The following is a 24250-nucleotide window of genomic DNA, read 5'->3' as shown; positions in this document are numbered from 1 at the left end:
GTCGTTCAGATCCCCCCGGCGAGCCGGTGGTAGGCCGCGCTCCAGCGGAGCTCGCGCTGGAACGTGCGCGGCCTGGTGTCGGCGTCGATGACCGCGATCTCGGTCGCGGTCATCTCGGCGAAGTCGCTGAGCACGTCGACCCCGACGGCGGTCGACAGCACGGTGTGGTGGGGCGCGCCGGCCATCAGCCAGGCCTCGGCCGACGTCGCCAGGGTCGGCCGGGGCTCCCACACCGCACACGCCACCGGAAGCTCGGGGAGAGGCGCGTCGGGCTCGACCAGGTCGACCTCGTTGACCGTGAGCCGGAACCGGTCCCCCAGGTCCGACAGCCCGGCGACCACGCCCGCGCCCGGGTCCGCGGTGAAGCGCAGCCGCACCGGGTCCTCGCGGCCGCCGATCGCGAGCGGGTGGATCTCCAGCGACGGCCTGCTGCTCGTGATCGACGGGCAGACCTCGAGCATGTGCGCGCCGAGGATCTTCTCCTCGCCGGGGACCAGGTGGTATGTGTAGTCCTCCATGAAGGACGTGCCGCCCGGCAGCCCGGCGGCCATCACCTTCGTCGCCCGCAGCAGCACCGACGTCTTCCAGTCGCCCTCGCCGCCGAACCCGTAGCCGTCGGCCATCAGCCGCTGGACGGCGAGCCCCGGCAGCTGGCGCAGCCCGCCGAGGTCCTCGAAGTTCGTGGTGAACGCGTGGAACCCGCCGTCCTCGAGGAAGGTCCCCAGCCCCGCCTCGATCCGGGCGCCGTAGCGGAGGGCGTCGTGCCGCTCGCCGCCGGGCAGGAGCTCCGGGACGACCCGGAAGAGGTCGGCGTACTCGGCGACGAGCTTGTCGATCTCCTCCTCGCCGATGTCGTCGACGACGGCGACCAGGTCGTTGACGCCGTACGTGTTGACCGAGACGCCGAACCGCAGCTGGGCCTCCACCTTGTCGCCCTCCGTGACGGCGACGTCGCGCATGTTGTCGCCGAACCGCGCCAGCCGCAGGCCGCGCAGGTCGGCCCGGCCGAGCGCCGCCCGGCACCAGTCGGCGATCCGCTGTCGCACGACGGGGCTGTTGACGTGGCCGGCGACGGTCTTCCGCGCGATCCCGAGCCGGGCCTGGATGTAGCCGAACTCGCGGTCGCCGTGGGCGGCCTGGTTGAGGTTCATGAAGTCCATGTCGATGGTCGACCACGGCAGCTCCATGCCCGCCTGGGTGTGGAGGTGGAGCAGCGGCTGCTGCAGGGCGTCGAGCCCCGCGATCCACATCTTCGCCGGCGAGAAGGTGTGCATCCACGCGATCACGCCGACGCACTCGGGCGCGCTGTTGGCCTCGAGGATCTGGCGGTGGATCGCGTCGGCGTCGAGCAGCACCGGCTTCCAGACGACGTCGACCGGCAGGTCGCCGGAGGCAGCGAGCCGGGCCGCGATGTCCTGCGACTGAGCGGCGACCTGGTCGAGCGTCTCCGGTCCGTAGAGCGACTGGCTCCCGGTCAGGAACCACACCTCGGGCGAGTTGTCAGACATGGGTCCCTTTCAGCGCTGGCCGTAGACGTTCTGGTATCGGTCGTAGAGGGCGTCGACGTGGTGCTGCTCGATCGGCACCGGCTCGCCGAGCTGGCGGGCGAGGTGCACCGAGCGGGCGACGTCCTCGCACATCACGGCCGCCTTCACCGCCGCCTTGGCGGTGGGGCCGACGGTGAAGACGCCGTGGTTGCGCATCAGCACCGCGGGCGACCGGCTGTGGCGGAGCGTGTCGACGATGCCGCGGCCGATGGAGTCGTCGCCGATGACGGCGAACGGGCCGATCGGGATCTCCCCGCCGAACTCGTCGGCGCACATCGTCGTCACGCACGGGATGGGCTCCCCGCGGGCGGCCCAGGCGACGGAGTACGGCGAGTGCGTGTGCACCACGCCGCCGACGCCGGCGAGGTGCCGGTAGACGTAGGCCTGCGCCTCGGTGTCGGACGACGGAGCGTGCTCGCCCTCGACGACCCGGCCGTGCAGGTCGCACACCACCATGCTCTCGGCGGTGAGCGCGTCGTAGTCGACCCCGCTCGGCTTGATCACCAGCAGGTCGTGGCCGGGGACCCGGGCGGACACGTTGCCCGCGGTCCAGACGACGAGCTGGTAGCGGGTGAGCTGCTCGTGCAGGGCGCAGACCTCGCGCCTCAGGGCGGCGATGGTCTCCCGCACATCGCTGACGACGGTCACGACGCACTCCCTCCCGTCGCGTCGAGCCGGCGCGCGACGGCGCGGCGGCGGATCGCCTTCAGGCCGCGCATGGTGGTCGTGGCCCGGCCGAAGTGGTCGTGCAGGGAGAGGTAGACGGCGTACAGCTCGTCGTACGCCAGTGCTCGTGACTCGTCGGGCTGGTAGACCCCGCGCCGCACCTTGCCCATGGACTTCGCCGCGGTGGGCACGTCCGGGTAGGCGCCGGCGGCAACGGCTGCGTGGATCGCCGACCCGAGGGCCGGTCCCTGCTGCGAGTCGATCACCGAGAGCGGCATCCGGGTCACGTCGGCGTAGACCTGCATGAGCAGCTCGTTCTTGGCCAGCCCACCCGCGACGACGAGCTCCTCGACCGGGACCCCGCTGTCGCGGAACGTCTCCACGATCACCCGGGTGCCGAACGCGGTGGCTTCGAGCAGGGCCCGGTAGACGTCCTCCGGCCGGGTCGCCAGCGTCAGCCCCACGACCAGGCCCGAGAGCTCGTGGTCGACCAGCACCGACCGGTTGCCGCTGTGCCAGTCGAGGGCGACCAGGCCGTGCTCGCCGACCTCCTGAGCGGCCGCGAGCCGGGTCAGGTGCTGGTGGACGTCCTCGCCCGCGGCGGCCGCCGCGGCGACGTACGACGGCGGCACCGACGTCTCGGTGAACCACCCGAAGATGTCGCCCACCCCGCTCTGCCCGGCCTCGTAGCCCCAGGCGCCGGCCACGATCCCGCCGTCGACCACCCCGCACATGCCGGGGACCTCGCGCAGCACCTCGGCGCTCATGACGTGGCAGGTGGAGGTGCCCATGATGGCGACCATCTGACCGGGGCCGACCGCCTGCGCGGCGGGGGCGGTCACGTGCGCGTCGACGTTTCCGACGGCGACCGCGATCCCCTCCGGCAGCCCGGTCCATGAGGCCGCCTCGGCGGTGAGGCCGCCCGCAACGTCGCCGAGCTGTCCGATCGGCTGGTCGAGCTTGTCCGCCACGAAGCCGCCGAACCCGGGCGCCAGCGCCTCGAGGAACTCCACCGACGGGTAGGCGCCGTCCTGGAGGACCCCCTTGTAGCCCGCCGTGCAGGCGTTGCGGACGTAGCTGCCGCACAGCTGCCACACGGTCCAGTCGGCAGCCTCCACCCACCGCTGCATCCGGTCGTAGACCTCGCGGTCCTCCTCGAACAGCTCGAGTCCCTTGGCGAGCTCCCACTCCGAGGAGATCAGCCCGCCGTACCGCGGCAGCCACGACTCGGCTCGCTCGGCTGCGAGGGCGTTGATCCGGTCGGCGTGCGGCTGGGCGGCGTGGTGCTTCCACAGCTTCACGTAGGCGTGCGGCCGGTCGCGCAGGTCGTCGAGCTCGCACAGGGGCGTGCCGTCGGCCAGGGTCGGGACCATCGTGCAGGCCGTGAAGTCGGTCGCGACCCCGATCACGTGCGCGGGATCGACGCCGGCAGCGGCGACGGCGGCGGGCACCGCGATCCGCAGCACGTCGCGGTAGTCGTCGGGCACCTGGAGCGCCCACTCCGGCGGCAGCTGCCTGCCGGACCGCGGCAACCGGTCCTCGACGACGCCGTGGCGGTAGGGGTGGACGGCCGAGCCGAGCTCGGCGCCGTCGTGCACCCTCACCACCACGGCCCGGCCCGACAGCGTGCCGAAGTCGACGCCGACGACGTACTGCTCCTCCATCAGGACGGGGCTCCTTCTCGCGGTGGGACAGTGGTTGACCGGACGACCAGCTCGGGGCTGATCAACCGCTCTGGGGTGGGTTCGCCGGCGATCGCGGCGCGGAGGATCTCGATCGCGCGGTGGCCGACGGCGGTGAAGTCCTGGCGGACGGTGGTGAGCGGTGGGATCAGGTACGCCGCCTCGGGGATGTCGTCGAAGCCGACGACGCTGATGTCCTCCGGCACCGAGCGCCCCGCCTCGGACAGGGACAGCAGCAGGCCGAGCGCCATCTGGTCGTTCGCGCAGAAGACGGCGGTGACGTCGTCGCGGGCGGCGATCCGCTGGCCCGCCTCGTAGCCGCTGCGTGCCGACCAGTCGCCCTCGAGGTGGCGCGAGGGTCGCAGGCCGGCGCTGTACATCGCGTTCCGGTAGCCGCGCAGCCGCGCCCGGGCCTCGGTCCACGAGGTCGGTCCGGCGAGGTGGAGCACGTCCTGGTGACCGAGCTCGATGAGGTGGCGGGTGCCGAGCTCGGCGCCGGCGACCTGGTCGACGCCGACCGTCCAGGACGCCGTCGCCTCGTCGCCCTCGACGACCACGACCGGCACGCCCTGGTCGACCTGCGTCCGGGCCGCCTCGACGGCGTCGTCGGTCGCGGCGATGAGGACGATCCCCTCGACGTGCTGGTCGCGCAGGTGGTTCATCGCGTCGGTGAACTCGGCCCGGGTCAGGCTCTGCAGGTTGGCCGAGGTCACGAAGTAGCCGGCTTCCCGGCCCGCCGCCTGGATGGTGCGGTGGACCGTGCTGGGACCCCAGAACCCGCTCTTGGAGCCGATCACGCCGATCGTCCCGGACCGACCGCTGACCAGGCTCCGCGCTGCGGTGTTGGGCCGGTACCCCAGCTGGCGGATGGCCTCCAGGACCCGCTCCCGGGTCGCGGGCCGCAGGTTGGTCTGCCCGTTGACGACCCGGGAGACCGTCTGGTGGGAGACGCCCGCGAGCCGCGCGACGTCGGCCATCACCGGCGTCCGGCGCAGCTCTGTCACGACTGCCGCCTGGTCATCAGCCGCTGGACGACCACGAAGACCAGCAGCAGCACGCCGATCGCGATGCGGGTCCACCAGGAGTTGAGCGTGCCGTCGAACGAGATGAAGGTCTGGATCGTGCCGAGCACGAGCACGCCGAGCAGCGAGCCGACCACGAACCCGCGGCCACCGGTGAGGAGCGTCCCGCCGATGACCACGGCGGCGATCGCGTCGAGCTCCATGCCGACTGCGTGCAGGCTGTAGCCCGACAGCGTGTAGAGAGCGAAGAGCAGCCCGCCGAGCGCGGCGCAGAAGCCGCTGATCGCGTAGACGCCGACCTTCACCACCGCGACCCGGAGGCCCATCAGCATCGCCGATGCCTCGTTGCCGCCGACGGCGTACACCGTGCGGCCGAACCGGGTCCTGGCCAGGACGTACGCCGCGACGACCACCGTCGCGAGCGCGATGACGACGGTCCAGGTGGTGTAGTACCCGCCGGGGAGCGTGATCGAGGCGAAGGCCAGCTCGACGAAGGTCTCGTCGGTGATCGGGATCGAGTTCTTACTGATCAGGTAGGTGAGCCCGCGGGCGAGGAAGAGACCTGCCAGCGTCGCGATGAACGGCTCGATGTCGAGGTAGTGGACCAGCACCCCCATGAGCGTGCCCAGCAGGGTGCCGACGAGCAGCACGGTCGCCATCGAGAGGTACGGCGACCAGCCCATCTCCATCGTCTTCGCGGCGATCATCGTGGACAGCGCGACCACCGAACCCACGGACAGGTCGATGCCGCCGCTCAGGATCACGAAGGTCATGCCGACGGCGAGCACGATGAGGAAGGAGTTGTCGAGCAGCAGGCTCAGGAACACCTGCCAGTCGAAGAATCCCTGGTAGCTGATGCCGCCGAAGCCGAACATGCCGATGAACAGCGCGAAGGTCGCGACCACGGGGAGATAGCGGCTCGCGGGCGAGTAGGTGCGCACGCGGTCCCACGTCGTGGGGTTCGGAACGGTCGTGGCGCTCATGCTGCGACCGCCTTCGACGATGCGGCGCGACGCCCGCGGACGCGGAGGGCGGCGCGGGCTCGGGGTGACTGGAGCAGGCAGACGAGGATCACGACGAACGCCTTGAACAGGTAGTTGGCCTCCGACGGGATCCCGATGCTGGGGATCGTGCGGACGAGCGTGGAGATCAGGAGCGCACCGACGACCGTGCCGGCGAGGGAGAACCGGCCCCCGGTCAGCGCCGTGCCTCCGATGACCACCGCCAGGATCGCGTCCAGCTCGATCCACAGGCCGAGGCTGTTGGCGTTCACGGAGTTGGTGTTGGCCGCGATGATCAGACCGGCCATGCCGGCGCAGACCGCGGCGAAGACGTAGACCGTCCAGGTGATCGTGCGGGCCCGGACCCCTGCCAGCCTGCTGGCGTCGGGATTGATGCCGACCGCCTCGATCAGCATGCCCAGGGCGGTCCGGCGGGTCAGCACGGCCGTCAGCACGACCATGCCGAGCGCGATGAGGAAGGCGATCGGGAGCCCGAGGACGAAACCGGTGGCGAGTCCGCTGAACGCGTCGTTGCTCGGCGTCGTGATCTGGCCGTCGGTGACCAGCATCGCCAGGCCCCGTCCGGCGACCATCAGCACCAGCGTCGCGATGATCGGCTGGATGCCGACGACCGAGACCAGGAACCCGTTCCACACGCCGAGCAGGACGCAGGCCGCCAGGGCGGTCGTGCACGCGAGGATCGCGGCGGACGCGGCGCCCTCGTCGGCGGACTCGACGATCCGCGTGCACGCCACGGCCGCGGCGATGGCAGCCACGGCACCGACGGACAGGTCGATCCCGCGGGTAGCGATGACCAGCGTCATGCCGAGAGCCACGAGCATGACCGGCGCGCTGTTGCGCACGATGTCGACGGGGTTGCCGTAGAGGTGCCCGTCCTGGACGCGCAGGTCGAGGAACGACGGGACGGCGATGACGTCGATGACCAGCATCACGACGATGGCCACGACAGGCCACAGCAGCTGGTGTCCGAGCAGCCGTGAGACCGGACCGGGTCGCGGGGCCTGCTCCTCGGGGGCCGGGGCCCGGTCGAGAGTGTCCGTCATGCCGGTCCCTCCAGCTCGGTCTGGCGGGTCTCGCCCGCGATGATCTCCAGGAGGTCGCCGACGCTCACGTCTTCGTTGGCGAGCTCCCGGATCTTGCGCCGGTCGCGCATGACCACGACCCGGTGGCTCAGCCGCAGGACCTCCTCGAGCTCCGCGGAGATGAACAGCACCGACATCCCCTTGGCGGCAAGGTCGGCGACCATCGTCTGGATCTGGGCCTTGGCGCCGATGTCGATGCCGCGCGTCGGCTCGTCGAGGATGAGTACGTCGGGCTCGGTGATCAGCCACCGGGCGAGCAGCACCTTCTGCTGGTTGCCGCCGGAGAGGTTGCGCATCAGCGCGTTCGGGTCGGTCGGCCGGATGTCCAGGGCCTGGATGTACTCGCGCACGAGCTTGGCCCTCGTCGCCGACGGGATCGGCCGCAGCCACCCGCGTGACGCCTGCAGCGCGAGCAGCATGTTGTCGGCCACGGTGAGGTCGCCGATCACTCCTTCGGCCTTCCGGTCCTCGCTGGAGAACGCGATCTTGCGGTCGATGGCGTGCCGGGGACTGCGCAGTCGGCGGCGGGTGCTCCGCACCTCGAGGCCTCCGTGGTCGGCGGTGTCGGCGCCGAAGAGCAGCCGGGCGAGCTCGGTGCGTCCCGAGCCGAGGAGACCGGCGATGCCGACGACCTCGCCCTCGAAGAGGGTCAGGTCGGTTGCTTCCAGTGACCCCTTCCGGCCCAGCCCGACGGCCGTGAGGACGGGGGTCGCGCTGTTCGGCGCGGCTCGACCGTGGTCGCGGTCCAGCCGGTCCAGGACCTCCAGCTCGCGACCGATCATCAACCGGACCAGCTCGAGCTGGCTGGTCTCCGCGACCATCCGCTCCTCGACGAGGCGGCCGTTGCGGAGAATGGTCATCCGGTCGGCGATCTCGTAGACCTGGTCGAGGAAGTGGGAGACGAAGAGGACCGCGACCCCGTGCTCACGGAGCCGGCGCATCACGTCGAACAGCTTCTGGACCTCTTCGGCGTCGAGGCTCGAGGTGGGCTCGTCCAGGATCACGACCCGCGCGTCGACATCGACGGCGCGCGCGATCGCCACCAGCTGCTGGACCGCGATCGGATGATGACCGAGCAGCGAGCCGGGGTTGATGTCCAGGCCGAGCCGCTCGAGCGTCGCGCGGGCGCGGCGGTTCATCGCGCCCATGTTGATGCCGCCGAAGCGGCGCGGCTCGCGGCCGAGCAGCATGTTCTCGGCGACGGTCAGGTTCGGGACCAGGTTGACCTCCTGGTAGACCGTGCTGATCCCGGCGGCCTGCGCCGCGGCCGGCGTCGCGAACTCGTGCTCCTCGCCGCCGACGACGATCCGGCCGGTGTCGATCGAGTAGACTCCGGTCAGCGCCTTGATCAGGGTCGACTTGCCGGCGCCGTTCTCCCCCATCAGCGCGTGGATCTCGCCCGGGAGGAGCCGCATCGACACCCGGTCGAGCGCCTGCACGTTGCCGAACGCGATCGAGACGTCACGCATCTCGACCACCGGTCGTCGGTCGTTCGGCAGCTCGGTCACCCCGCGCTCCTGGGTGTGGGTCATCGATCCTCCTGGGTGGGTCCGCGCGCCCGGCGAGGGTGACGCCGGGCGCGCGGCGCTTCGGGGGTATGTCGCCGCGGACGGCGACTCCCGTGGCGGCGGTCAGTACTTCCGGTCGGGAAGGACCTCTGCGGCCTGCTCCTGGGTGAAGGTGGTCTCCTCGGTCACGACGCGCTCGGGGACCTCCTCGCCGTCGAGGACCTGCTCTGCCAGGTCCATCAGCTGGTCACCGAGCAGCGGGTTGCACTCGACGATGAAGTTGATCTTGCCCTCGGCGAGCGCTGCCATCCCGTCGCGCACGGCGTCGACGGTGATGATCTTGACATCGACGCCGGGCTCGAGACCGGCGGCCTCGATCGCCTCGATCGCACCGAGCCCCATGTCGTCGTTGTGCGCGAACACGACGTCGATCCCGTCCTCGGAGTTCAGGAACGACTCCATGACCTGCTTGCCGCCGTCACGGGTGAAGTCGCCGGTCTGGGACGCGGTGACCTCGATCGACGGGTCCGCCTCGATGGCGCTGGCGAAGCCCTCCGCACGGTCGATCGCAGGAGCCGCGCCCGTCGTACCCTCGAGCTGGACGACGTTGATGTCGCCGTCCCCGTCGACGTCGGACTCGGCAGCGTTCTCGACCAGCCACTCGCCGGCCTTCTCGCCCTCGAGCACGAAGTCCGAGCCGAGGAAGGTCTCGTAGAGCGACGTGTCCTCGCTGTCGACGGCCCGGTCGGTGAGGATCACCGGGATGCCGGCGCGCTTGGCCTCCTGCAGGACGGCGTCCCAGCCGGTCTCGACGACCGGGCTGAACGCGATCACGTCCACCTTCTGCTGGATGAAGGACCGGATCGCCTTGATCTGGTTCTCCTGCTTGCCCTGCGCGTCCGAGAACTTGAGCTCGAAGCCCGCGTCCTCCGCCGACTGCTTGATCGACTCGGTGTTCGCCGTCCGCCAGCCGCTCTCGGCACCGACCTGGGCGAACCCCATCACGATCTTGCCGTCCCCGCCGCTCGCATCGGAGTCCCCGCACCCGGCCAGCGCAGTCACGCCCACGAGGAGCGCACTGGCGGCGGTCAAAGTCTTCTTCACCACGATTTTCCTCCACATCCTCGGGCGTCGCGGCCCTGTGACGAGTGTCACTGAGCAGTGAGTGTGAGCGCTAACATTCGGTCGCGTCAAGACCCCGGCGAAGAAAATGTGAACGTTCACTCTGAGGGTCTCAGCCCGAGGCATGAAATTGCCAGGCCATCCGCGCCCGGTAGGTCTCCCCCGGGCGGAGCACCGCCGACGGCCAGCCGGCACGGTTGGGGGAGTCCGGAGCCAGCTGCGGCTCGAGCGCGATGCCGTCGCCCTGGCGGAGCAGCCCGCCGCCGCGTGACGTCGTCGCGCCGTCGAGGAAGTTGCCGGTGTAGACCTGCAGGCCCGGCTGGTCCGACCAGACCTCCATCCGGGTCGCCGTCCGCGGCGCGACGAGCGCCGCCATCCGACGCCAGCCGGCGCCGTCGACGACGAAGTTGTGGTCGACGCCGCGCGCCCGGACGAGCTGCGGGTGCGCCGCGCGTACGACGTCGCCGATGCGGGTCGGCTCCCGCAGGTCGAAGGGCGTCCCGGCGACGGGCGCGTGGTCACCGAGCGGGATGCCGGTCTCGTCGACCGGGGTGTAGCGAGCGGCCGGCACCTCCAGCAGGTGGTCGTCGATGACGCCCGGACCCGCGAGGTTGAAGTAGGCGTGGCTGGTCAGGTTCACCACCGTCGGCCGGGTCGTCACCGCCGAGAGCTCCAGCTCGACGGCGTCGGCCGTCACCGAGAACTGCGCCTCCGCCGTCAGCTCGCCGGGGAACCCCTGGTCCCCGTCCGGGCTCACCAGCCGCAGTCGAACGCGACCGGCGTCGTGTGCGACCACGTCCCACGTCCTGCGGTCGAACCCGTCCGGGCCTCCGTGGAGATGGTTGCCGCGATCGTGCGTCGCTACCGGGACGTCCTCGCCGTCGAGCACGAACCGGCCGCCGGCGATCCGGTTCGCGTAGCGGCCGATCGTGCCGCCGATGTAGTCGGTCGACGCGAGCTGCTCGGCCGGACCAGGAAGGCCGAGGCAGACGTCCCGGCGGACGCCGTCGCCGCCGGTGACGAGGATCCGGTGGACCGTGGCGCCGAGGGGCAGCACGTGCAGCTCCGGGCCGGGAGCCTCGCCGACGACCAGGACTCCAGCGTGGGTGAGCACGTTGTGAACGTTAACATCGCAGCACCGATCAGCGGCGCGGCGCGGCGCTCGAGGCCCGGACGACGAGCTCGGGCCGGAGCAGCGCGGCCTCCGGCTCGTCCTCGCCCGCCAACGCGCGAACGGTCAGGTCCACCGCCTGCCGACCGAGGTCGGAGAACTGCTGGTCCACCGAGGAGAGGGCGGGCCAGTAGTACGCCGCCTCGGGCACGTTGTCGAACCCCACCACGCTGACGTCCTCGGGCACCCGGCGCCCGCACTCGTGCAGCGCCCTGAGCACGCCGAGCGCCATCGCGTCGTTGGCGACGAACACGGCCGTGACCTCGTCGTGGTGCCCGATGCGCAGGCCGGCGTCGTACCCGCTGGCGGCCGACCAGTCCCCCTCGACCTCGGGACCCGGCAGCAGGTCGCGGGCCTCGTGCGCCTCGCGCCAGCCGAGGCGACGCTGCGTGGCCTCGATCCAGTCGAGCGGCCCGCTGACGTGGGCGACGCCGCGGTGCCCGAGGTCCAGCAGGTGCTCGGTCGCGAGCAACGCCCCCGCGTGCTGGTCGATGCCCGCGGCCATCGGCTCGCCGGGTCGCACCCCCTGGACCAGGACCACCGGGATCGGCAGCGAGAGGCCGCGCACCAGGTGGACCGCGTCGCGGTGCGCGACAGCGACGACGATCGCCTCCACGGCTTGGTCCAGCAGCCGCTCGACCGCGTCCCGGAGGGAGACCTCGGAGATCTCGAGCAGGCCGATGACGGAGACCTGGTAGCCGGCCTCGTGGCCGGCAGCCTGGACCGCTGCGGCGATCATGCTCGGGCCGTGGAGGGCGAGATGGGCCGAGATCATGCCGATCCGGCCCGACCGGTTGGTGGCGAGCATCCGCGCTGCGTTGTTGCGGCGGTAGCCGAGCTCCTGGATCGCTGCCAGGACCCGCTCCCTGGTGGCGTCCTTGACGAGCGGCGAGTCGTTCAGGACCCGCGAGACGGTCTGGTGCGAGACGCCGGCACGCTGCGCCACGTCAGCCATGCTGGGGTTCCGCGCTGCCGCGCCGCGCGGGAGTGGCTCCGTCATGGCGACATGCTAGGGCTGGGGAGGCAGTCCTCCGGACCGCCGCGGGCAGTCGTCAGGGCTTGCGGCCCATCATCCCGAGCAGCCGCTCCAGGGCGGGCGCGTCGTCCGGCACCGGCACGACCGGCCCGAACGCGTCGCCACGGTCGGCCGCGCTCTCCGGCGTGGAGAACGGCTCGGCGAACGCCATGCAGGCCGCGACGTCCTCGTCGCGGGCGGTGAACGGCCGCCCGAGCCCGGTCGCCAGGTCCCACCCGTGGACGACGACCTCGTTGAGCGCGACGGAGGCCGCGATCGCGCCGGGCAGGTGGACCCCGCCGGCCTGGGTGTCCCCCTCGTACGCCGCCGGGTCGCGCCACGCCTCGGCCAGGTCGGCCAGGCTGCGGTCGATCCGCTCGCGCCAGCCGGGCTCGAGCCGGGAGGCGTCTCCGCTGCCGCCCTGCTCCGACCCCGGCACCGGCTCCTTCCGGGCGGCGCCCGCGAACGCCGCCGCCAGCCCGCCGATGTGGTCGACCAGGTCGCCGACGGTGTAGTCGGTGCACGGCGTCGGCGCGGTCAGCTGCTCGTCGGTCACGCACGCCACCAGCTCCCGGAGGGTCGTGGTGGCAGGGGCGAAGTCGATCGTGTCCATGCCGACGAGACCAGCCCGCGGCGCCGTACTCATCGCTGGCCGGCGAAGAACTCCTCGAGCAGCGCCGCCGACTCTTCCGCGAGCACGCCCGCCACGACCTCGGGCCGGTGGTTGAGGCGGCGGTCGCGGACCACGTCCCAGAGCGAGCCGACCGCGCCGGCCTTCGGGTCCCAGGCACCGAAGACGACCCGGTCCACGCGGGAGAGCACGGCGGCGCCGGCGCACATCGTGCACGGCTCGAGCGTCACGACGAGGGTGCACCCGTCGAGCCGCCACTCCCCCCGGTCGCGGGCGGCGGCCCGGAGCGCGACCAGCTCGGCGTGCCCCGTCGGGTCGGCATCCGCCTCGCGCACGTTGCGCCCGGTGCCGACCACGAACCCGGCGGCGTCGACGACGACGGCGCCGATCGGGACGTCGCTCGTCGCCAGGGCGGCGCGCGCCTCCGCCAGGGCGGCGAGCATCGGCTGCCGCCATGCGTCGGACGCGGTCACGCCGAGGTGAGACCGATCGCGTCGTCGAAGAGCTCGCCGAACCCGAGCCGCCGGGCCACGTCGGAGAGCAGCTCGTCGGGGTAGAGGTCGTAGTCGTCGAGCAGCACCGCGAGGTCCATCGCGTGCAAGCCGAGGTCGCCGAGCAGGTCGAGGTCGCCGGCGGCCTCCGGCTCGTCCTCGTCCTCGGGCATCGGCAGGTGCAGGAACTCCACCGCCGACGCGGCCAGCTCCCACTCCGCGGCCGCGGTCACGTCGGAGAGGAGGACCCGGGTGTTCTGGCCGGCGACCCGCACGACGACGAAGAAGTCCTCGTCGATCGCGACCAGTCCGACCGCGCCGTGGTCGCCCGGGAAGCGACGCAGGGCGGAGGCGAGTGTCTCCACATCCTCCACATGGTCGTGGGTCAGCTCGGCGACCTGCCACACGCCTTCCTCGCGGTAGGCGGCCAGGGCGAAGTCGACAGCATCCGACGCGGTCACGTCACAAGGGTGACACCAACCGCGGCATCAGGCCAGAGCATGAGGTCTGGGCCTAGGGTTCAGGCCATGCGCACCCTCGTCGTCGACCACCCGCTGGTGGCCCACAAGCTGACCGTTCTCCGCGACGAGACGACCGCCTCACCGACGTTCCGGAGCCTCGCCGACGAGCTGGTCACGCTGCTCGCCTACGAGGCGACGCGCGACGTCCGGGTCGAGGCGTGCGACATCGTCACCCCGGTCGCCCCGACGACCGGCACCAAGCTCGCCGCACCCCGCCCGCTCGTCGTACCGATCCTGCGGGCCGGCCTCGGCATGCTCGACGGGATGATGCGGCTGCTGCCCACCGCCGAGGTGGGCTTCCTGGGCATGGTGCGCAACGAGGAGACGCTCGAGGCGTCGACGTACGCCGAGCGCCTGCCCGACGACCTCAGCGGTCGCCAGTGCTACGTGCTGGACCCGATGCTTGCGACGGGAGGCACGCTGGCGGCGGCGATCCGGTTCCTCACCGACCGCGGCGCCGACCACATCACGGCCGTGTGCCTGCTCGCCGCACCCGAGGGCTGCGCCCGGCTGGAGCAGGAGCTCACCGGGCTCGACGTCCCCGTCACGGTCGTCACCGCGGCCATGGACGAGCGCCTCAACGAGAAGGGCTACATCGTCCCCGGCCTGGGCGACGCCGGTGACCGGCTGTACGGCGTGGTGGGCTGACGGAGCAGCTGCTCGAGCCTCGTCGGCTGAGCAGCGGATCAGGTCGGGGTCACCAGGATCTTGACGTTCTCCTCCTTGTTGTCGATCAGCTCTTCGAAGCCCTGCTTCACGATGTCGTCGACGCCGATCCGGCCGGTGATGAACTGGTGCGGCTCGACCTTGCCCTCCTGGATCATGCGGATGGTGGCGGGATGGTCGTCGCAGTAGGCGAGGCTCCCGACGACGTTGACCTCGCGGAACACGAGGTCGTTCATCGCGACGGACGCCTCGTGGCCCCAGATGGCGACGTTGACGACGGTGCCGCCGACCCGGGTCGCACGGATCGCGGACGCCAGTACGGCGTCGATGCCGGCACACTCGAAGGACACATCGGCTCCGCGTCCGGAAGTGAGCTCCATGACCGCGTCCACCACGTCGGCCTGGGTGGGATCGATGACGTGGTCCGCCCCCGCTCCCGGTGCCTTCTGCTTGCGCACAGCTGCCGGCTCCACCACCAGGACCTGCTCGACGCCGACGGCCCGCAGCGCCGCGGTGGTGACCAGGCCGATCGGCCCGGCGCCGAACACCAGGGCAGTGTCTCCCGGTTTGGTGTGCGCGAGCCGCACCGCGTGATAGGCGACGGCCAGCGGCTCGACGAGCGCGCCGACGTCGGTCGCGAGCTCGCCGAGCGGGTGGATCCATCGGCGCTCGGCGACGACGTACTGGCTGAAGCCACCGCCGGCGCCGCTCAATCCGATGAAGCCGAGGCTGGCGCACACGTTGTACCGCCCCTGGGTGCAGGCGTCGCAGCGACCGCAGACCAGGTAGGGCTCGACGACCACGCGGTCACCGACCCGGAGGTCGGTGACACCCGCGCCCAGCTCGACGACCGAGCCGGCGAACTCGTGGCCCAGCGTGATCGGGACGCTCTCGCCGGTGAGGGGATGCGGTTCGTCGGCCGTGGGAGCGAAGATCGGCCCGTCGAGGTACTCGTGCAGGTCGGTGCCGCAGATGCCGCACCACTCGACCTCGACCTTCACCGTGCCCGGGCGCGTCGCCGGCTCGGGGACGTCGTCGATCCGGATGTCGCCGCGACCGTGGAATCGTGCTGCCTTCATTCGCTTGTCCGTTCTCGTGGGGTTGTCAGGGGTGGACGGCAGGGTCGGCGACCGGTTCGGCCGCCTTCGTGGCCTCAGCGGGCTTCGGCAGGCCGAAGGACTCGAAGCCGACGATGTAGAGCAGCGCGACCAGTGCGAACCAGTCCATGAACCCGAGCGCGTTGCCGGCGATCGGGCCGACGACCGGCGGTTCGTGCAGCAGGTGCTCCGCGGCGAGGAAGTAGTAGGCGACGAACGTCGCCGCGGCGAGGCCGAAGGTGGCGAGACCGCGGACCAGCAGGTTGACCGGACCTCCGAGGTGGGTCGGCTTGTTGCCGAAGGCGTTGGCCCACACGATCATCCAGGCGACCCAGCAGACCCCCAGCTGCGCCGGGAACTGGTGGATCGCGTCCCCGAGGAGCCGCGTGTTCTCGCCGCCCAGCAGCGCCTTGCTGGTGGCGAGGAGCGCGAAGTAGAGGGCTGTCCCGAGCACGAGGGTGCCGACCACGGAGGCCGCCGCGGTCCGGGCGCGGGAGCCGGCGAGGCGCCACGGCCAGTTCTCCCAGAGCACCCCGGTGAGCACGATCGCGACGACCAGCGAGTAGTACCAACCCAGGAGGGTGTCGAGGTCCAGGAGCGCCGACCCGGGTGGCGAGGCCAGCGAGAGCGTCGGCAGCCCCAGGACCACGTAGAGCAGGATCGTCGGCAGCATGAGGAACGCGATCTCGCTCCAACCGACCTGCGGCTGGCCGAGGCCGAGGTCGCGCCACGGCCAGTGGTCCCAGTTGACGACCGCCATCACGTAGGTCGAGAAGCCGAAGAGCACGAAGAGGGCACCGGTGAAGTAGCCGAGGCCGCCTTCCCGCGCGGCAGCGAAGTCGGGATTGACGGCGCCGAGGCCCTCGGAGAGCAGCCAGGTCATCGCGATCCCGAATACGATCGCCGCGGCGGCGACCGTCAGGCCGCGCCGGGGTTGTGGGAGCGAGGCGAACCCGAAGAGCTCCAGGTTGAAGCCGGACCACACGACGAACAGCAGGGCCCAGAAGAGAGCGGCGTTGAAGGGCAGCGGGTAGACGTCGAGCGGGCTCGTCGATGGATCTGCGAGCAGGTACCAGCCGGCGAAGGTGATCGCGAGGACCACGACGACATTGAGGATCCCGAAGGTCCACCAGCTTGATCGGTTCAGCGTGCGGGACATGGTGCGGCCGCTTTCCTCGGGCTCCGGCAGATGCCCGGAGCGGGTGCCTCATGAGAGCGCCGCGCGCCGGCAGTCGGCGAGGGTTGCACGCTGTTGCAGCCCGAGAATCTGTGGCGGCGGTCACAGCGACGGCTGCCCGGCATCCGCCATTCGGCTGGTTTCCGGACAACCCTCCGTGCCCGGGGCCCGGGCCTTGTAGGTTGACCTGCGCTGGATCCCCGGAACCCCAGCCGGAAGCGAGGCAGTGATGCTGATCGGAATCCCCCGCGAGTCGAAGACAGGCGAGACGCTCGTCGCGGCGACCGCGAAGACCGCCAACCAGCTCCAAGGGCTCGGTTACGACGTCGTCGTCGAGTCGGGTGCGGGCGCCCACGCGGACCAGGCCGACGAGGCCTTCGCGGAGGCCGGCGTGACGGTCGGCAGTGCCGACGACGTCTGGGCCGCCGACGTCGTGGTCAAGGTCAACGCCCCGACCGCCGACGAGATCGGCCGGCTGCGGGCCGGCGCGACGATCATCTCGATGATGGCCCCCGCGCGGAGCCCGGAGCTGGTCGAGCAGCTCGTCGCCCAGGGCGTGACCGCCCTCGCGATGGACGCCGTCCCGCGGATCTCGCGGGCCCAGTCGATGGACGTGCTGTCGTCGATGGCCAACGTCGCGGGCTACCGCGCCGTCGTCGAGGCCGCCCACGAGTTCGGCCGGATGTTCACCGGCCAGGTCACCGCCGCCGGCAAGATGCCGCCCGCCCGGGTGTTCGTGGTGGGAGCCGGCGTCGCCGGCCTGGCAGCGGTCGGTGCCGCGAGCGCCATGGGCGCGATCGTGCGGGTGTTCGACGTACGGCCCGAGGTGGCCGAGCAGGTCGAGTCACTGGGCGGCCAGTTCGTCGAGGTCGACTTCGAGAGCGAGGTCAGCACCGACGGCTACGCCAGGGAGATGACCGCGGAGCAGGAGGCGGCCACCGCCGGGATGTACGACGAGGAGGCGCGCAACGCCGACATCGTCATCACCACCGCGCTGATCCCCGGTCGCCCGGCGCCGAAGCTGATCCACGAGGACACCGTGGCCGGCATGAAGCCCGGCGCCGTGATCGTGGACATGGCCGCGGCCAACGGCGGCAACTGCGCCGGCACCGAGGCCGACCAGCGGGTGGTGACCGAGCACGGCGTGACGATCCTCGGCTACACGGACCTCGCCGGCCGGCTGCCGGCGCAGACCTCTCAGCTCTACGGCACCAACATCGTCAACCTGATGAAGCTGCTGACGCCCGAGAAGGACGGCATGCTCACGCTGGACATGGACGACGTCGTCCAGCGCGGCATCACCGTCGTCCGCGACGGCGAGTCGATGTGGCCGCCGCCCGCGGTCCAGGTCTCGGCGACCCCGAAGGTCGTGGACACCCATCCCGCGGGGATGAAGGAGGAGAAGGCCAAGCTCACCGCGCGCGGCCGGATGACGATCGTCGGCATCGCGGCGCTCGTGCTCTTCGGGCTGATCTCGATCTCCCCGCCGCCGCTCCAGGAGCGGCTCACGGTCTTCGCGCTGGCGATCGTGATCGGCTACTACGTCATCGGCAACGTGCACCACGCGCTGCACACGCCGCTGATGTCGGTGACCAACGCGATCTCCGGGATCATCGTGGTCGGCGCGCTCCTGCAGCTCGGCGAGGAAAGCACGCCGATCATGCTGATCGCGTTCGTCGCGACGCTGCTCGCCAGCATCAACGTGTTCGGTGGCTTTGCGGTGACCCGCCGCATGCTCGGACTGTTCACCCGGTCGTGACGGCCAGATAGCAAGGGACTGACCTAGATGACCTCGCCTCTCCTGACCCAGCTGATCTCGCCGATGCTGGTCTCGATCGGGACCGCGTCGACCGCGGCCTACATCGTCGCCGCTCTGCTCTTCATCCTCGCCCTCGCCGGCCTGTCGCACCACGAGACGGCCAAGGTGGGCAACACCTTCGGCATCTTCGGCATGGCCATCGCCCTCGTCGCCACCATCACGGTCGCGCTCGACGACGAGATGGACGTGCTGCCGATCGTGCTGCTGGTCGCAGCGATGGCCATCGGTGCCGTCATCGGCCTCTGGCGCTCCCGCGTGGTCGAGATGACCGGCATGCCCGAGCTGATCGCGCTGCTGCACAGCTTCGTGGGTCTGGCCGCCGTACTCGTCGGCTGGAACGGCTACCTCGAGGTCGAGGACGACCCCGGCAGCCACCACGCCGACGTGCTCGCCGCGCAGGACCTGCTCGGCGTCCACAGCGCCGAGGTCTTCATCGGCGTCTTCATCGGTGCAGTGACCTTCACCGGCTCGATCGTGGCGTTCCTCAAGCTCTCCGCGCGGATGAAGTCCGCACCGCTGGTGCTGCCGGGCAAGAACTACATCAACCTCGGCGCGCTCGCAGCGTTCGCGGGCCTGACCGTGTGGTTCGTCATCGACCCCCAGCTGTGGCTGCTGGTCCTGGTCACGCTCGTCGCCCTCGCCCTGGGCTGGCACCTGGTCGCGTCCATCGGCGGCGGCGACATGCCGGTCGTGGTGTCGATGCTCAACAGCTACTCGGGATGGGCCGCGGCCGCGTCCGGCTTCCTGCTCGAGAACGACCTGCTCATCGTCACCGGTGCGCTCGTCGGCTCCTCGGGTGCCTACCTGAGCTACATCATGTGCCAGGCGATGAACCGCTCGTTCATCTCGGTCATCGCGGGCGGCTTCGGCATCGAGGCGCCCTCGTCGGGCGACACGGACTACGGCGAGCACAAGGAGATCCAGTCCGTCGACGCCGCCGACCTGCTGGCCGACGCCCGCTCGGTCATCATCACGCCCGGCTACGGCATGGCCGTGGCCCAGGCGCAGTACCCGGTCGCCGAGCTCACCGCGAAGCTGCGGGAGCGGGGCGTCGACGTACGGTTCGGCATCCACCCGGTCGCCGGGCGGCTGCCCGGCCACATGAACGTGCTGCTGGCCGAGGCCAAGGTCCCCTACGACATCGTGCTCGAGATGGACGAGATCAACGACGACTTCCCCAGCACCGACGTCGTCCTCGTCATCGGCGCCAACGACACCGTCAACCCGGCCGCCGCGGAGGACCCGACCAGCCCGATCGCCGGCATGCCGGTCCTCGAGGTCTGGAACGCCTCCGAGGTGATCGTCTTCAAGCGCTCGATGGCCACCGGCTACGCCGGCGTCCAGAACCCGCTGTTCTTCCGCGACAACAGCCGGATGCTCTTCGGCGACGCCAAGGTCAAGGTCGACGAGATCATCCACAACCTGCCGGACTGACCGACAGGTAGGACGATCAGGTACGTCGCACGCCCGGCACCGGCGCCCGCCAGCCTCGGCTGATCGCGAGCAGGCGCCAGCCGGTGATGAGGGCCGCCGCGGGCAGGGCGACCGCGGCGGTCGGCGCGCCGAGCTCGAAGCCGATGGCGGCGACGGCGGACCCGGCCAGAGCCGGGATCGCGTAGAGCTCGCCGCTCGACAGCACGACCGGCACCTGGCCCGCGAGGACGTCGCGGAGCAGACCGCCGCCGATGCAGGTGACCATGCCGAGGATCGCGGCCGGGATCGGGCCCAGGCCGTGCTCGGCGGCCTTGAGCGCCCCCGCCACCCCGAACAGGCCGAGCCCGAACGCGTCGAAGACGATCACCAGCCGGTCCATCCGCTCGATCGCCGGGTGGAACCAGAACGCCAGCAGACCGGCCGCGACCGGGACCAGCAGGTAGCGCCAGTCCTCCAGCGAGGCCGGCGGCGTGTCGCCGATCAGCACGTCGCGGATCCAGCCACCCCCGAGGCCGGTGACCGTCGCGAGCACCAGCACCCCGATGATGTCGAGGCGCTGCCGGACCGCGACCAGCGCGCCGGACACGGCGAACACGGCGATCCCGAGCAGGTCGAGGACGAGGAGCAGCATGGCGCGGCCAGTGTGGCCCAGCCGCGCTCAGTTCCGCGAGTCGGCGCGTCTTCGGGTTGCTGCGGCCGCGAGTCGGCGCGTCTTCGGGTTCCTGCGGCCGCGAGTCGGCGCTTCTCAGAACGCGCCGACTCGGCGTCGTACTAGATCGAAGACGCGCCGACTCGGCGTCGTACCAGACCGAAGACGCGCCGACTCGGGGGTTACTGGCCGAGGGGGATCGTGGCGATGGTCTCGTAGCGGGGGCGGCCGCCCGGTCCCTGCCCGAGGTGGGAGGCGATGACGGCGACCTCGAGGACCGGCCACTCGGGGCCGGTGTAGGTCTCCAGCAGCCGCACCCAGTTGGTGGTGTCGGCGGGCCGGCGCAGCCGCGCGATCGTCAGGTGCGGCCGGAACCGCTGGCCGTCGACCTCGGCGCCGACGGTGACGGCGGCGTTGCGGGCGCGCCCCGCCATCCGTTGGAGTACGACGTCCGCCCCCTCGCTCTCGGGCACCGCGCTGACCGCGAGCACCCGGGTCGCGGCCGCGTTCGGGAACACGACCGGGCCGGCCAGGCGGAGCACGGGGACCGGGGTCGGGGCCAGCCGGTCGGCGAGCCGGTCGCCGTACTCGTCGACGAGGTGGTCGGGGACGCTCGGCATGAAGGCCAGGGTGAGGTGGAGCTGCTCGGCCAGGGTCCACCTCAGACCGGAATCCTGGCGTGAAGCCTCCCGGCGCGGCTCCAGGAACGTGTCGAGGTGCTCGACGGCGTCCGCCGGCGGCACGATCGCCGCGAAGAGTCGGGTGCCCATCAGACCCCCATCAGACTTGGGTCCCGAGGGCCTGGCCGATCAGGTGGGTGACCACCATCGCGAGCAGTCCGCCGAGCATGTTGCGCAGCACCGCGCGCCGGACGGAGCCGTAGCCGAAGCGGGCACTGGCCCACCCGGTGAGGGCGAGCGCGGCCGTCACCGCGCCGATGGTGACCGCCACCCGGAGGTCGGGGGTCACGAGCAGGATCGTCAGCAGCGGCAGCAGGGCGCCGATCGTGAACGCCACCATCGAGGCGAGCGCCGCGTTCCAGGGGCTGGTCAGGTCGTCGGGGTCGATGCCGAGCTCCACCTCGGCGTGAGCCCCGAGGGCGTCCTTCTCGGTGAGCTGCCGGGCGACCTGGAGCGCGAGGTCGGCGTCGAGCCCCTTCTCGACGTAGAGCCCGGCCAGCTCGGCCAGCTCGTCGTCGGGATCCTCCCTCAGCTCGCGCCGCTCCTTGGCCAGCAGCGCCTCCTCGGAGTCGCGCTGGGTGCTGACCGAGACGTACTCGCCCGCCGCCATGCTCATCGCGCCGGCCACGAGGCCAGCCACACCGGCGATCATGATCGCGGTCCGGTCGGTGGTCGCGCCGGCGACACCGAGCACGACCCCGGCCACCGACACGATCCCGTCGTTGGCGCCGAGCACGCCGGCCCGCAGCCAGTTCAGCCGGTCGTTGAAGCTCTCGTCGTGGGGCTCGTCGGGATGGCCACCGACGTGCGGCGGATCGGCCTCGGCGGCTGCGTCGGAGCCAACAGCGGAGCTGTCCATCCCCTCATCATCCCCGGTCAGCCGACGATCTGCTCCCCCGCCACGACCGTGCCGCGGACCTCGACCGTCGCCAGTGCCTCCGGGTCGATCTCGAGCGGGTCGGCGCCGAAGATCGTGAAGTCGGCGTCGAAGCCAGGAGCGATCCGGCCGCGGTGGTCCTCCTCGCCCGAGGCGAGCGCCGCATGGCTGGTGAAGCCCTCGAGCACCTGGCGCGCGTCGAGCGCCTGCTCCGGGTGGATCGGCTCCGCCTCGGGACGGTCGAACCGGCGCCGCAGCCGGGCGTCGGCCATGATCCAGCGCGGGTCGTACGGCGCGATCGGCCAGTCCGAGCCGAGCGCCATCACGCCGCCGACCGAGCGGATGTCGCTCCACCGGAAGCCGTTGTCGACCCGGCCGTCGCCGAGCCGCTGGGACCAGGAGTCCGAGCGGTCGGCGTTGTTGAAGCACGTGCAGTGCAGCGGCTGCATGCTGGCGGCCGCGGCACCCGTCCCGAACATCTTCACCACGTCGTCGGGGATCGTCTCGATGTGCTCGATCCGGTGCCGGGCGAGCGGACCGTGCTCCTCCCGGAGGGCGACGAAGAGCTCCAAGACCTGACGCACGCCGCGGTCGCCGATCGCGTGCACGGCGCAGTTCACGCCGGCGCGGTGCAGGGTGGTCACCGCATCGCGGAACCGGTCGAAGTCCCGCCACAGCGCGTCGAGGCCCTCGCCGTGCGTGTCGGCGTACTCCAGCCAGCCGGTGCCGTGGTCGATCGTGCCGTCGACCATCAGCTTGACGCCCTCGACCCGCCACCGCCGGCCGTGCCGGCCCTGCAGGGCGAGTACGGCGTCCGGGCCGGCGTCCTCCGGCATCAGCATCGGGTTGAAGCCCATCCGCAGCGGCAGCTCGCCATCCTGCTCGAGCAGGGTGACCAGCTCGAGCGCCGGGTCGCGGAAGTCCATCGCGTGCAGCCCGGTGTAGCCGACCGCCGCCATGCCGCCCAGCAGCGCGCGGAGCCGGTCGACCTGCTCGGCGATGGTCAGCGGCGTGATCACCTTCTCGAGGACCTCGCAGGCGTCGGCCTCGATCAGGTAGCCGGTCGGCCGGCCCTCAGCGTCGAGGTCGACCCGCGAGCTCGAGGCGAACGTGATGGGACCGTCGATGCCGGCCAGCGCCAGCGCCTCGTGGGACGCGATCGACGCGTGCCCGTCGTAGATCTGGACGTAGCCGGGGATCCCCGTGAACGCCGGCCCGAGGTCGGCGGCGGTCGGCGCCCGGCCACCGAACACGACCGGGTTGAGGCCCCAGCCCTTGAGCCAGGCGCCGGGCTCCAGCCGGTCGCGCTGCTCCGCCAGGAGTGCCCGTACGGCGTCGAGGTCGAGCGCGTCGGTGAGGTCGACGCCGTCCGTGAGCTCGAGGCCCGCGACCGGGTGGGCGTGCCCGTCGACGAGCCCGGGCGTCACCACGGCGTCGCCGAGGTCGACGACGTCGCGCGTGGCGTCGAGCAGGTCGGAGGCGGCACCGACGGCGACCACGCGTCCGCCCTCGACGAGGACGCCGGTCGCAGCCGGAACGGCGGGGTCGAGGGTGTGGACCTGCCGCGCTACGAAGAGGCGGCTCATGGCCGGACCCTCACGCTGAGGCAGGTGACGCAGCCCTCGAGCTTCTCGTACTCCGCGATGTCGACGGTCACCACGTCGAGGCCCCGCGCCCGGAACATCTCGGCCGACCTCGGCGCCCGCGAGCTCATCAGCACCGTGTGGTCGTCGAGCACCACGACGTGCGCGCCCGGCTCCTCGGGCACCTCGAGGTACGAGGGGAAGAGGGACGGGTCGTCGACGACCGGCCCGTAGCCGATGACCGTGCGGTCGGGCAGCGCGGTGATCGCGCTCTTGAGGTGGAGCGCCTTGGTCACGGGCACGACGGTGACGGTCCAGCCGCGCGGCTCCAGGATCGCGGCCAGCTGGGCAACGGCGTCGGCGTCCGTCGTACCGGTGAGGCCGACGTAGACCTGCCGGCCGACCTTGAGCACGTCGCCGCCGTCCAGGTGGCCGTCGGTGATCGTCGTGGTCTCGAGGCCGAACTCGCGGACCTTCTTCTCCGCCCCGGCGGTCTCGGGGTTGCGGGCGGGCTGCCGGGGGTTGGTGATGACGGCGAGGTCGCCGAACATGACGACGGCGTCCTCGACGAAGACCGAGTCCGGGAGCGTGTCGTCGCCCTCGACCTCGACCGTCGGCCAGCCGGCGGCCTCCAGCGCGGCGACGTAGCCGCGCCACTGCTCGCGGGCGCGCTCGACGTCGACGGGCTCGCGCTCGATGAACGTGACGATGCCGTCGGCCAGGGTCGCCGCGGGCGGGCGGACCAGGGCGTAGGGCGGGGTGGGGGTGGTCACTGCTCCTCCTTCAAG

The 24250-nt window shown here is 71.5% G+C and carries 23 protein-coding genes; 3 read left to right on the top strand and 20 right to left on the bottom strand.

The genetic code is table 11. The features are described from left to right. Positions 1-5 precede the first annotated feature (5 nt). The 13 genes from araA to D0Z08_RS08970 all read right to left on the bottom strand — a co-directional run bounded on the left by araA (position 6) and on the right by D0Z08_RS08970 (position 13420). The gene (araA, locus tag D0Z08_RS09030) at positions 6-1508 is read right to left on the bottom strand and encodes an L-arabinose isomerase (protein ID WP_118924834.1); all 1503 of its coding nucleotides are present in this window, start codon (positions 1506-1508) and stop codon (positions 6-8) included. Positions 1509-1517: 9 nt separating this feature from the next. Then, positions 1518-2195 (bottom strand): L-ribulose-5-phosphate 4-epimerase, encoded by a 678-nt coding sequence (locus tag D0Z08_RS09025; RefSeq protein ID WP_118924832.1) that lies wholly within the window; start codon positions 2193-2195, stop codon positions 1518-1520. Next, positions 2192-3877, bottom strand: coding sequence for a ribulokinase (araB, locus tag D0Z08_RS09020; RefSeq protein ID WP_118924830.1), 1686 nt, complete (start codon positions 3875-3877; stop codon positions 2192-2194). The genes D0Z08_RS09025 and araB overlap by 4 nt, the downstream gene beginning before the upstream one ends. Beyond that, the gene (locus D0Z08_RS09015; protein WP_220454120.1) at positions 3877-4899 is read right to left on the bottom strand and encodes a LacI family DNA-binding transcriptional regulator; all 1023 of its coding nucleotides are present in this window, start codon (positions 4897-4899) and stop codon (positions 3877-3879) included. Before D0Z08_RS09015 ends, araB begins: the two co-directional genes overlap by 1 nt. Continuing rightward, positions 4896-5900 (bottom strand): galactofuranose ABC transporter, permease protein YjfF, encoded by a 1005-nt coding sequence (gene yjfF, locus D0Z08_RS09010; RefSeq protein ID WP_118924828.1) that lies wholly within the window; start codon positions 5898-5900, stop codon positions 4896-4898. Before yjfF ends, D0Z08_RS09015 begins: the two co-directional genes overlap by 4 nt. After that, entirely contained in the window at positions 5897-6982 is a 1086-nt protein-coding gene (locus D0Z08_RS09005; RefSeq protein WP_182481239.1) for an ABC transporter permease, read from the bottom strand. Before D0Z08_RS09005 ends, yjfF begins: the two co-directional genes overlap by 4 nt. Then, a complete protein-coding gene (locus D0Z08_RS09000; protein ID WP_118924826.1) occupies positions 6979-8553 on the bottom strand; it encodes a sugar ABC transporter ATP-binding protein in 1575 nt (524 codons plus the stop codon). Before D0Z08_RS09000 ends, D0Z08_RS09005 begins: the two co-directional genes overlap by 4 nt. A 99-nt stretch (positions 8554-8652) precedes the next feature. Next, positions 8653-9633, bottom strand: coding sequence for an ABC transporter substrate-binding protein (locus D0Z08_RS08995; protein ID WP_220454119.1), 981 nt, complete (start codon positions 9631-9633; stop codon positions 8653-8655). A 130-nt stretch (positions 9634-9763) separates the two neighbouring features. Further along, positions 9764-10765, bottom strand: a complete 1002-nt coding sequence (locus D0Z08_RS08990) for an aldose epimerase family protein (protein ID WP_220454118.1) — start codon at positions 10763-10765, stop codon at positions 9764-9766. A gap of 28 nt (positions 10766-10793) precedes the next feature. Next, a complete protein-coding gene (locus D0Z08_RS08985) occupies positions 10794-11822 on the bottom strand; it encodes a LacI family DNA-binding transcriptional regulator (protein ID WP_118924822.1) in 1029 nt (342 codons plus the stop codon). A 52-nt stretch (positions 11823-11874) separates the two neighbouring features. Then, positions 11875-12450, bottom strand: coding sequence for a TIGR03086 family metal-binding protein (locus D0Z08_RS08980; protein WP_118924820.1), 576 nt, complete (start codon positions 12448-12450; stop codon positions 11875-11877). Between the two features lie 29 nt (positions 12451-12479). Next, the gene (locus D0Z08_RS08975; protein ID WP_118925090.1) at positions 12480-12911 is read right to left on the bottom strand and encodes a nucleoside deaminase; all 432 of its coding nucleotides are present in this window, start codon (positions 12909-12911) and stop codon (positions 12480-12482) included. A gap of 26 nt (positions 12912-12937) precedes the next feature. Continuing rightward, positions 12938-13420 (bottom strand): tRNA adenosine deaminase-associated protein, encoded by a 483-nt coding sequence (locus D0Z08_RS08970; RefSeq protein ID WP_118924819.1) that lies wholly within the window; start codon positions 13418-13420, stop codon positions 12938-12940. A 66-nt stretch (positions 13421-13486) separates the two neighbouring features. Here D0Z08_RS08970 and upp point away from each other — a divergent pair, with 66 nt between their 5' ends. Next, on the top strand, positions 13487-14128 hold the full coding sequence (upp, locus tag D0Z08_RS08965) for a uracil phosphoribosyltransferase (RefSeq protein ID WP_118924817.1): 642 nt from the start codon (positions 13487-13489) through the stop codon (positions 14126-14128). A gap of 38 nt (positions 14129-14166) precedes the next feature. Here the strand turns inward: upp and D0Z08_RS08960 are convergent, their stop codons facing one another. Further along, on the bottom strand, positions 14167-15225 hold the full coding sequence (locus D0Z08_RS08960) for a 2,3-butanediol dehydrogenase (RefSeq protein ID WP_118924815.1): 1059 nt from the start codon (positions 15223-15225) through the stop codon (positions 14167-14169). A gap of 25 nt (positions 15226-15250) precedes the next feature. Beyond that, on the bottom strand, positions 15251-16402 hold the full coding sequence (locus tag D0Z08_RS08955; protein WP_118924813.1) for a hypothetical protein: 1152 nt from the start codon (positions 16400-16402) through the stop codon (positions 15251-15253). A 247-nt stretch (positions 16403-16649) separates the two neighbouring features. Between D0Z08_RS08955 and D0Z08_RS08950 the strand changes: the two genes are divergently transcribed. Both D0Z08_RS08950 and pntB read left to right on the top strand, forming a co-directional pair. Further along, a complete protein-coding gene (locus D0Z08_RS08950) occupies positions 16650-18179 on the top strand; it encodes a Re/Si-specific NAD(P)(+) transhydrogenase subunit alpha (protein WP_118924812.1) in 1530 nt (509 codons plus the stop codon). A 63-nt stretch (positions 18180-18242) separates the two neighbouring features. Next, complete coding sequence (gene pntB, locus D0Z08_RS08945; RefSeq protein ID WP_118925089.1) at positions 18243-19673, top strand: Re/Si-specific NAD(P)(+) transhydrogenase subunit beta; 1431 nt, start codon at positions 18243-18245, stop codon at positions 19671-19673. 16 nt (positions 19674-19689) lie between these two features. Here the strand turns inward: pntB and D0Z08_RS08940 are convergent, their stop codons facing one another. The 5 genes from D0Z08_RS08940 to ddaH all read right to left on the bottom strand — a co-directional run bounded on the left by D0Z08_RS08940 (position 19690) and on the right by ddaH (position 24235). Next, on the bottom strand, positions 19690-20304 hold the full coding sequence (locus tag D0Z08_RS08940; RefSeq protein ID WP_118924810.1) for a trimeric intracellular cation channel family protein: 615 nt from the start codon (positions 20302-20304) through the stop codon (positions 19690-19692). Between the two features lie 200 nt (positions 20305-20504). Next, positions 20505-21092: an RNA 2',3'-cyclic phosphodiesterase gene (gene thpR, locus D0Z08_RS08935; RefSeq protein ID WP_118924808.1), complete on the bottom strand. Its 588-nt coding sequence runs from the start codon at positions 21090-21092 to the stop codon at positions 20505-20507. 10 nt (positions 21093-21102) lie between these two features. Next, positions 21103-21861, bottom strand: a complete 759-nt coding sequence (locus tag D0Z08_RS08930) for a VIT1/CCC1 transporter family protein (RefSeq protein ID WP_118924806.1) — start codon at positions 21859-21861, stop codon at positions 21103-21105. 17 nt (positions 21862-21878) lie between these two features. Further along, complete coding sequence (locus D0Z08_RS08925; protein ID WP_118924804.1) at positions 21879-23465, bottom strand: amidohydrolase; 1587 nt, start codon at positions 23463-23465, stop codon at positions 21879-21881. After that, entirely contained in the window at positions 23462-24235 is a 774-nt protein-coding gene (gene ddaH / locus D0Z08_RS08920; RefSeq protein ID WP_118924802.1) for a dimethylargininase, read from the bottom strand. The genes D0Z08_RS08925 and ddaH overlap by 4 nt, the downstream gene beginning before the upstream one ends. Positions 24236-24250: the final 15 nt, after the last annotated feature.

Origin of the sequence: Nocardioides immobilis, from assembly GCF_003515065.1 — a bacterium.
GTDB classification, from domain to species: Bacteria; Actinomycetota; Actinomycetes; order Propionibacteriales; family Nocardioidaceae; genus Nocardioides; species Nocardioides immobilis.
This window is presented reverse-complemented; position numbering and strand designations above follow the sequence as displayed.

Bases quoted from the DNA above. Each gene is read 5' to 3' on its own strand.
- D0Z08_RS08975 (WP_118925090.1), bottom strand. From the start codon at position 12,911: ATGCTCGCCGCCCTGGCGGAGGCGCGCGCCGCCCTGGCGACGAGCGAC.
- upp (WP_118924817.1), top strand. From the start codon at position 13,487: ATGCGCACCCTCGTCGTCGACCACCCGCTGGTGGCCCACAAGCTGACC.
- D0Z08_RS08960 (WP_118924815.1), bottom strand. From the start codon at position 15,225: ATGAAGGCAGCACGATTCCACGGTCGCGGCGACATCCGGATCGACGAC.
- thpR (WP_118924808.1), bottom strand. From the start codon at position 21,092: ATGGGCACCCGACTCTTCGCGGCGATCGTGCCGCCGGCGGACGCCGTC.
- D0Z08_RS09005 (WP_182481239.1), bottom strand. From the start codon at position 6,982: ATGACGGACACTCTCGACCGGGCCCCGGCCCCCGAGGAGCAGGCCCCG.
- pntB (WP_118925089.1), top strand. From the start codon at position 18,243: ATGCTGGTCTCGATCGGGACCGCGTCGACCGCGGCCTACATCGTCGCC.
- D0Z08_RS08940 (WP_118924810.1), bottom strand. From the start codon at position 20,304: ATGCTGCTCCTCGTCCTCGACCTGCTCGGGATCGCCGTGTTCGCCGTG.
- araB (WP_118924830.1), bottom strand. From the start codon at position 3,877: ATGGAGGAGCAGTACGTCGTCGGCGTCGACTTCGGCACGCTGTCGGGC.
- D0Z08_RS09000 (WP_118924826.1), bottom strand. From the start codon at position 8,553: ATGACCCACACCCAGGAGCGCGGGGTGACCGAGCTGCCGAACGACCGA.
- D0Z08_RS08950 (WP_118924812.1), top strand. From the start codon at position 16,650: ATGCTGATCGGAATCCCCCGCGAGTCGAAGACAGGCGAGACGCTCGTC.
- D0Z08_RS08980 (WP_118924820.1), bottom strand. From the start codon at position 12,450: ATGGACACGATCGACTTCGCCCCTGCCACCACGACCCTCCGGGAGCTG.
- D0Z08_RS08955 (WP_118924813.1), bottom strand. From the start codon at position 16,402: ATGTCCCGCACGCTGAACCGATCAAGCTGGTGGACCTTCGGGATCCTC.
- D0Z08_RS08925 (WP_118924804.1), bottom strand. From the start codon at position 23,465: ATGAGCCGCCTCTTCGTAGCGCGGCAGGTCCACACCCTCGACCCCGCC.
- araA (WP_118924834.1), bottom strand. From the start codon at position 1,508: ATGTCTGACAACTCGCCCGAGGTGTGGTTCCTGACCGGGAGCCAGTCG.
- D0Z08_RS08985 (WP_118924822.1), bottom strand. From the start codon at position 11,822: ATGACGGAGCCACTCCCGCGCGGCGCGGCAGCGCGGAACCCCAGCATG.
- yjfF (WP_118924828.1), bottom strand. From the start codon at position 5,900: ATGAGCGCCACGACCGTTCCGAACCCCACGACGTGGGACCGCGTGCGC.
- D0Z08_RS08930 (WP_118924806.1), bottom strand. From the start codon at position 21,861: ATGGACAGCTCCGCTGTTGGCTCCGACGCAGCCGCCGAGGCCGATCCG.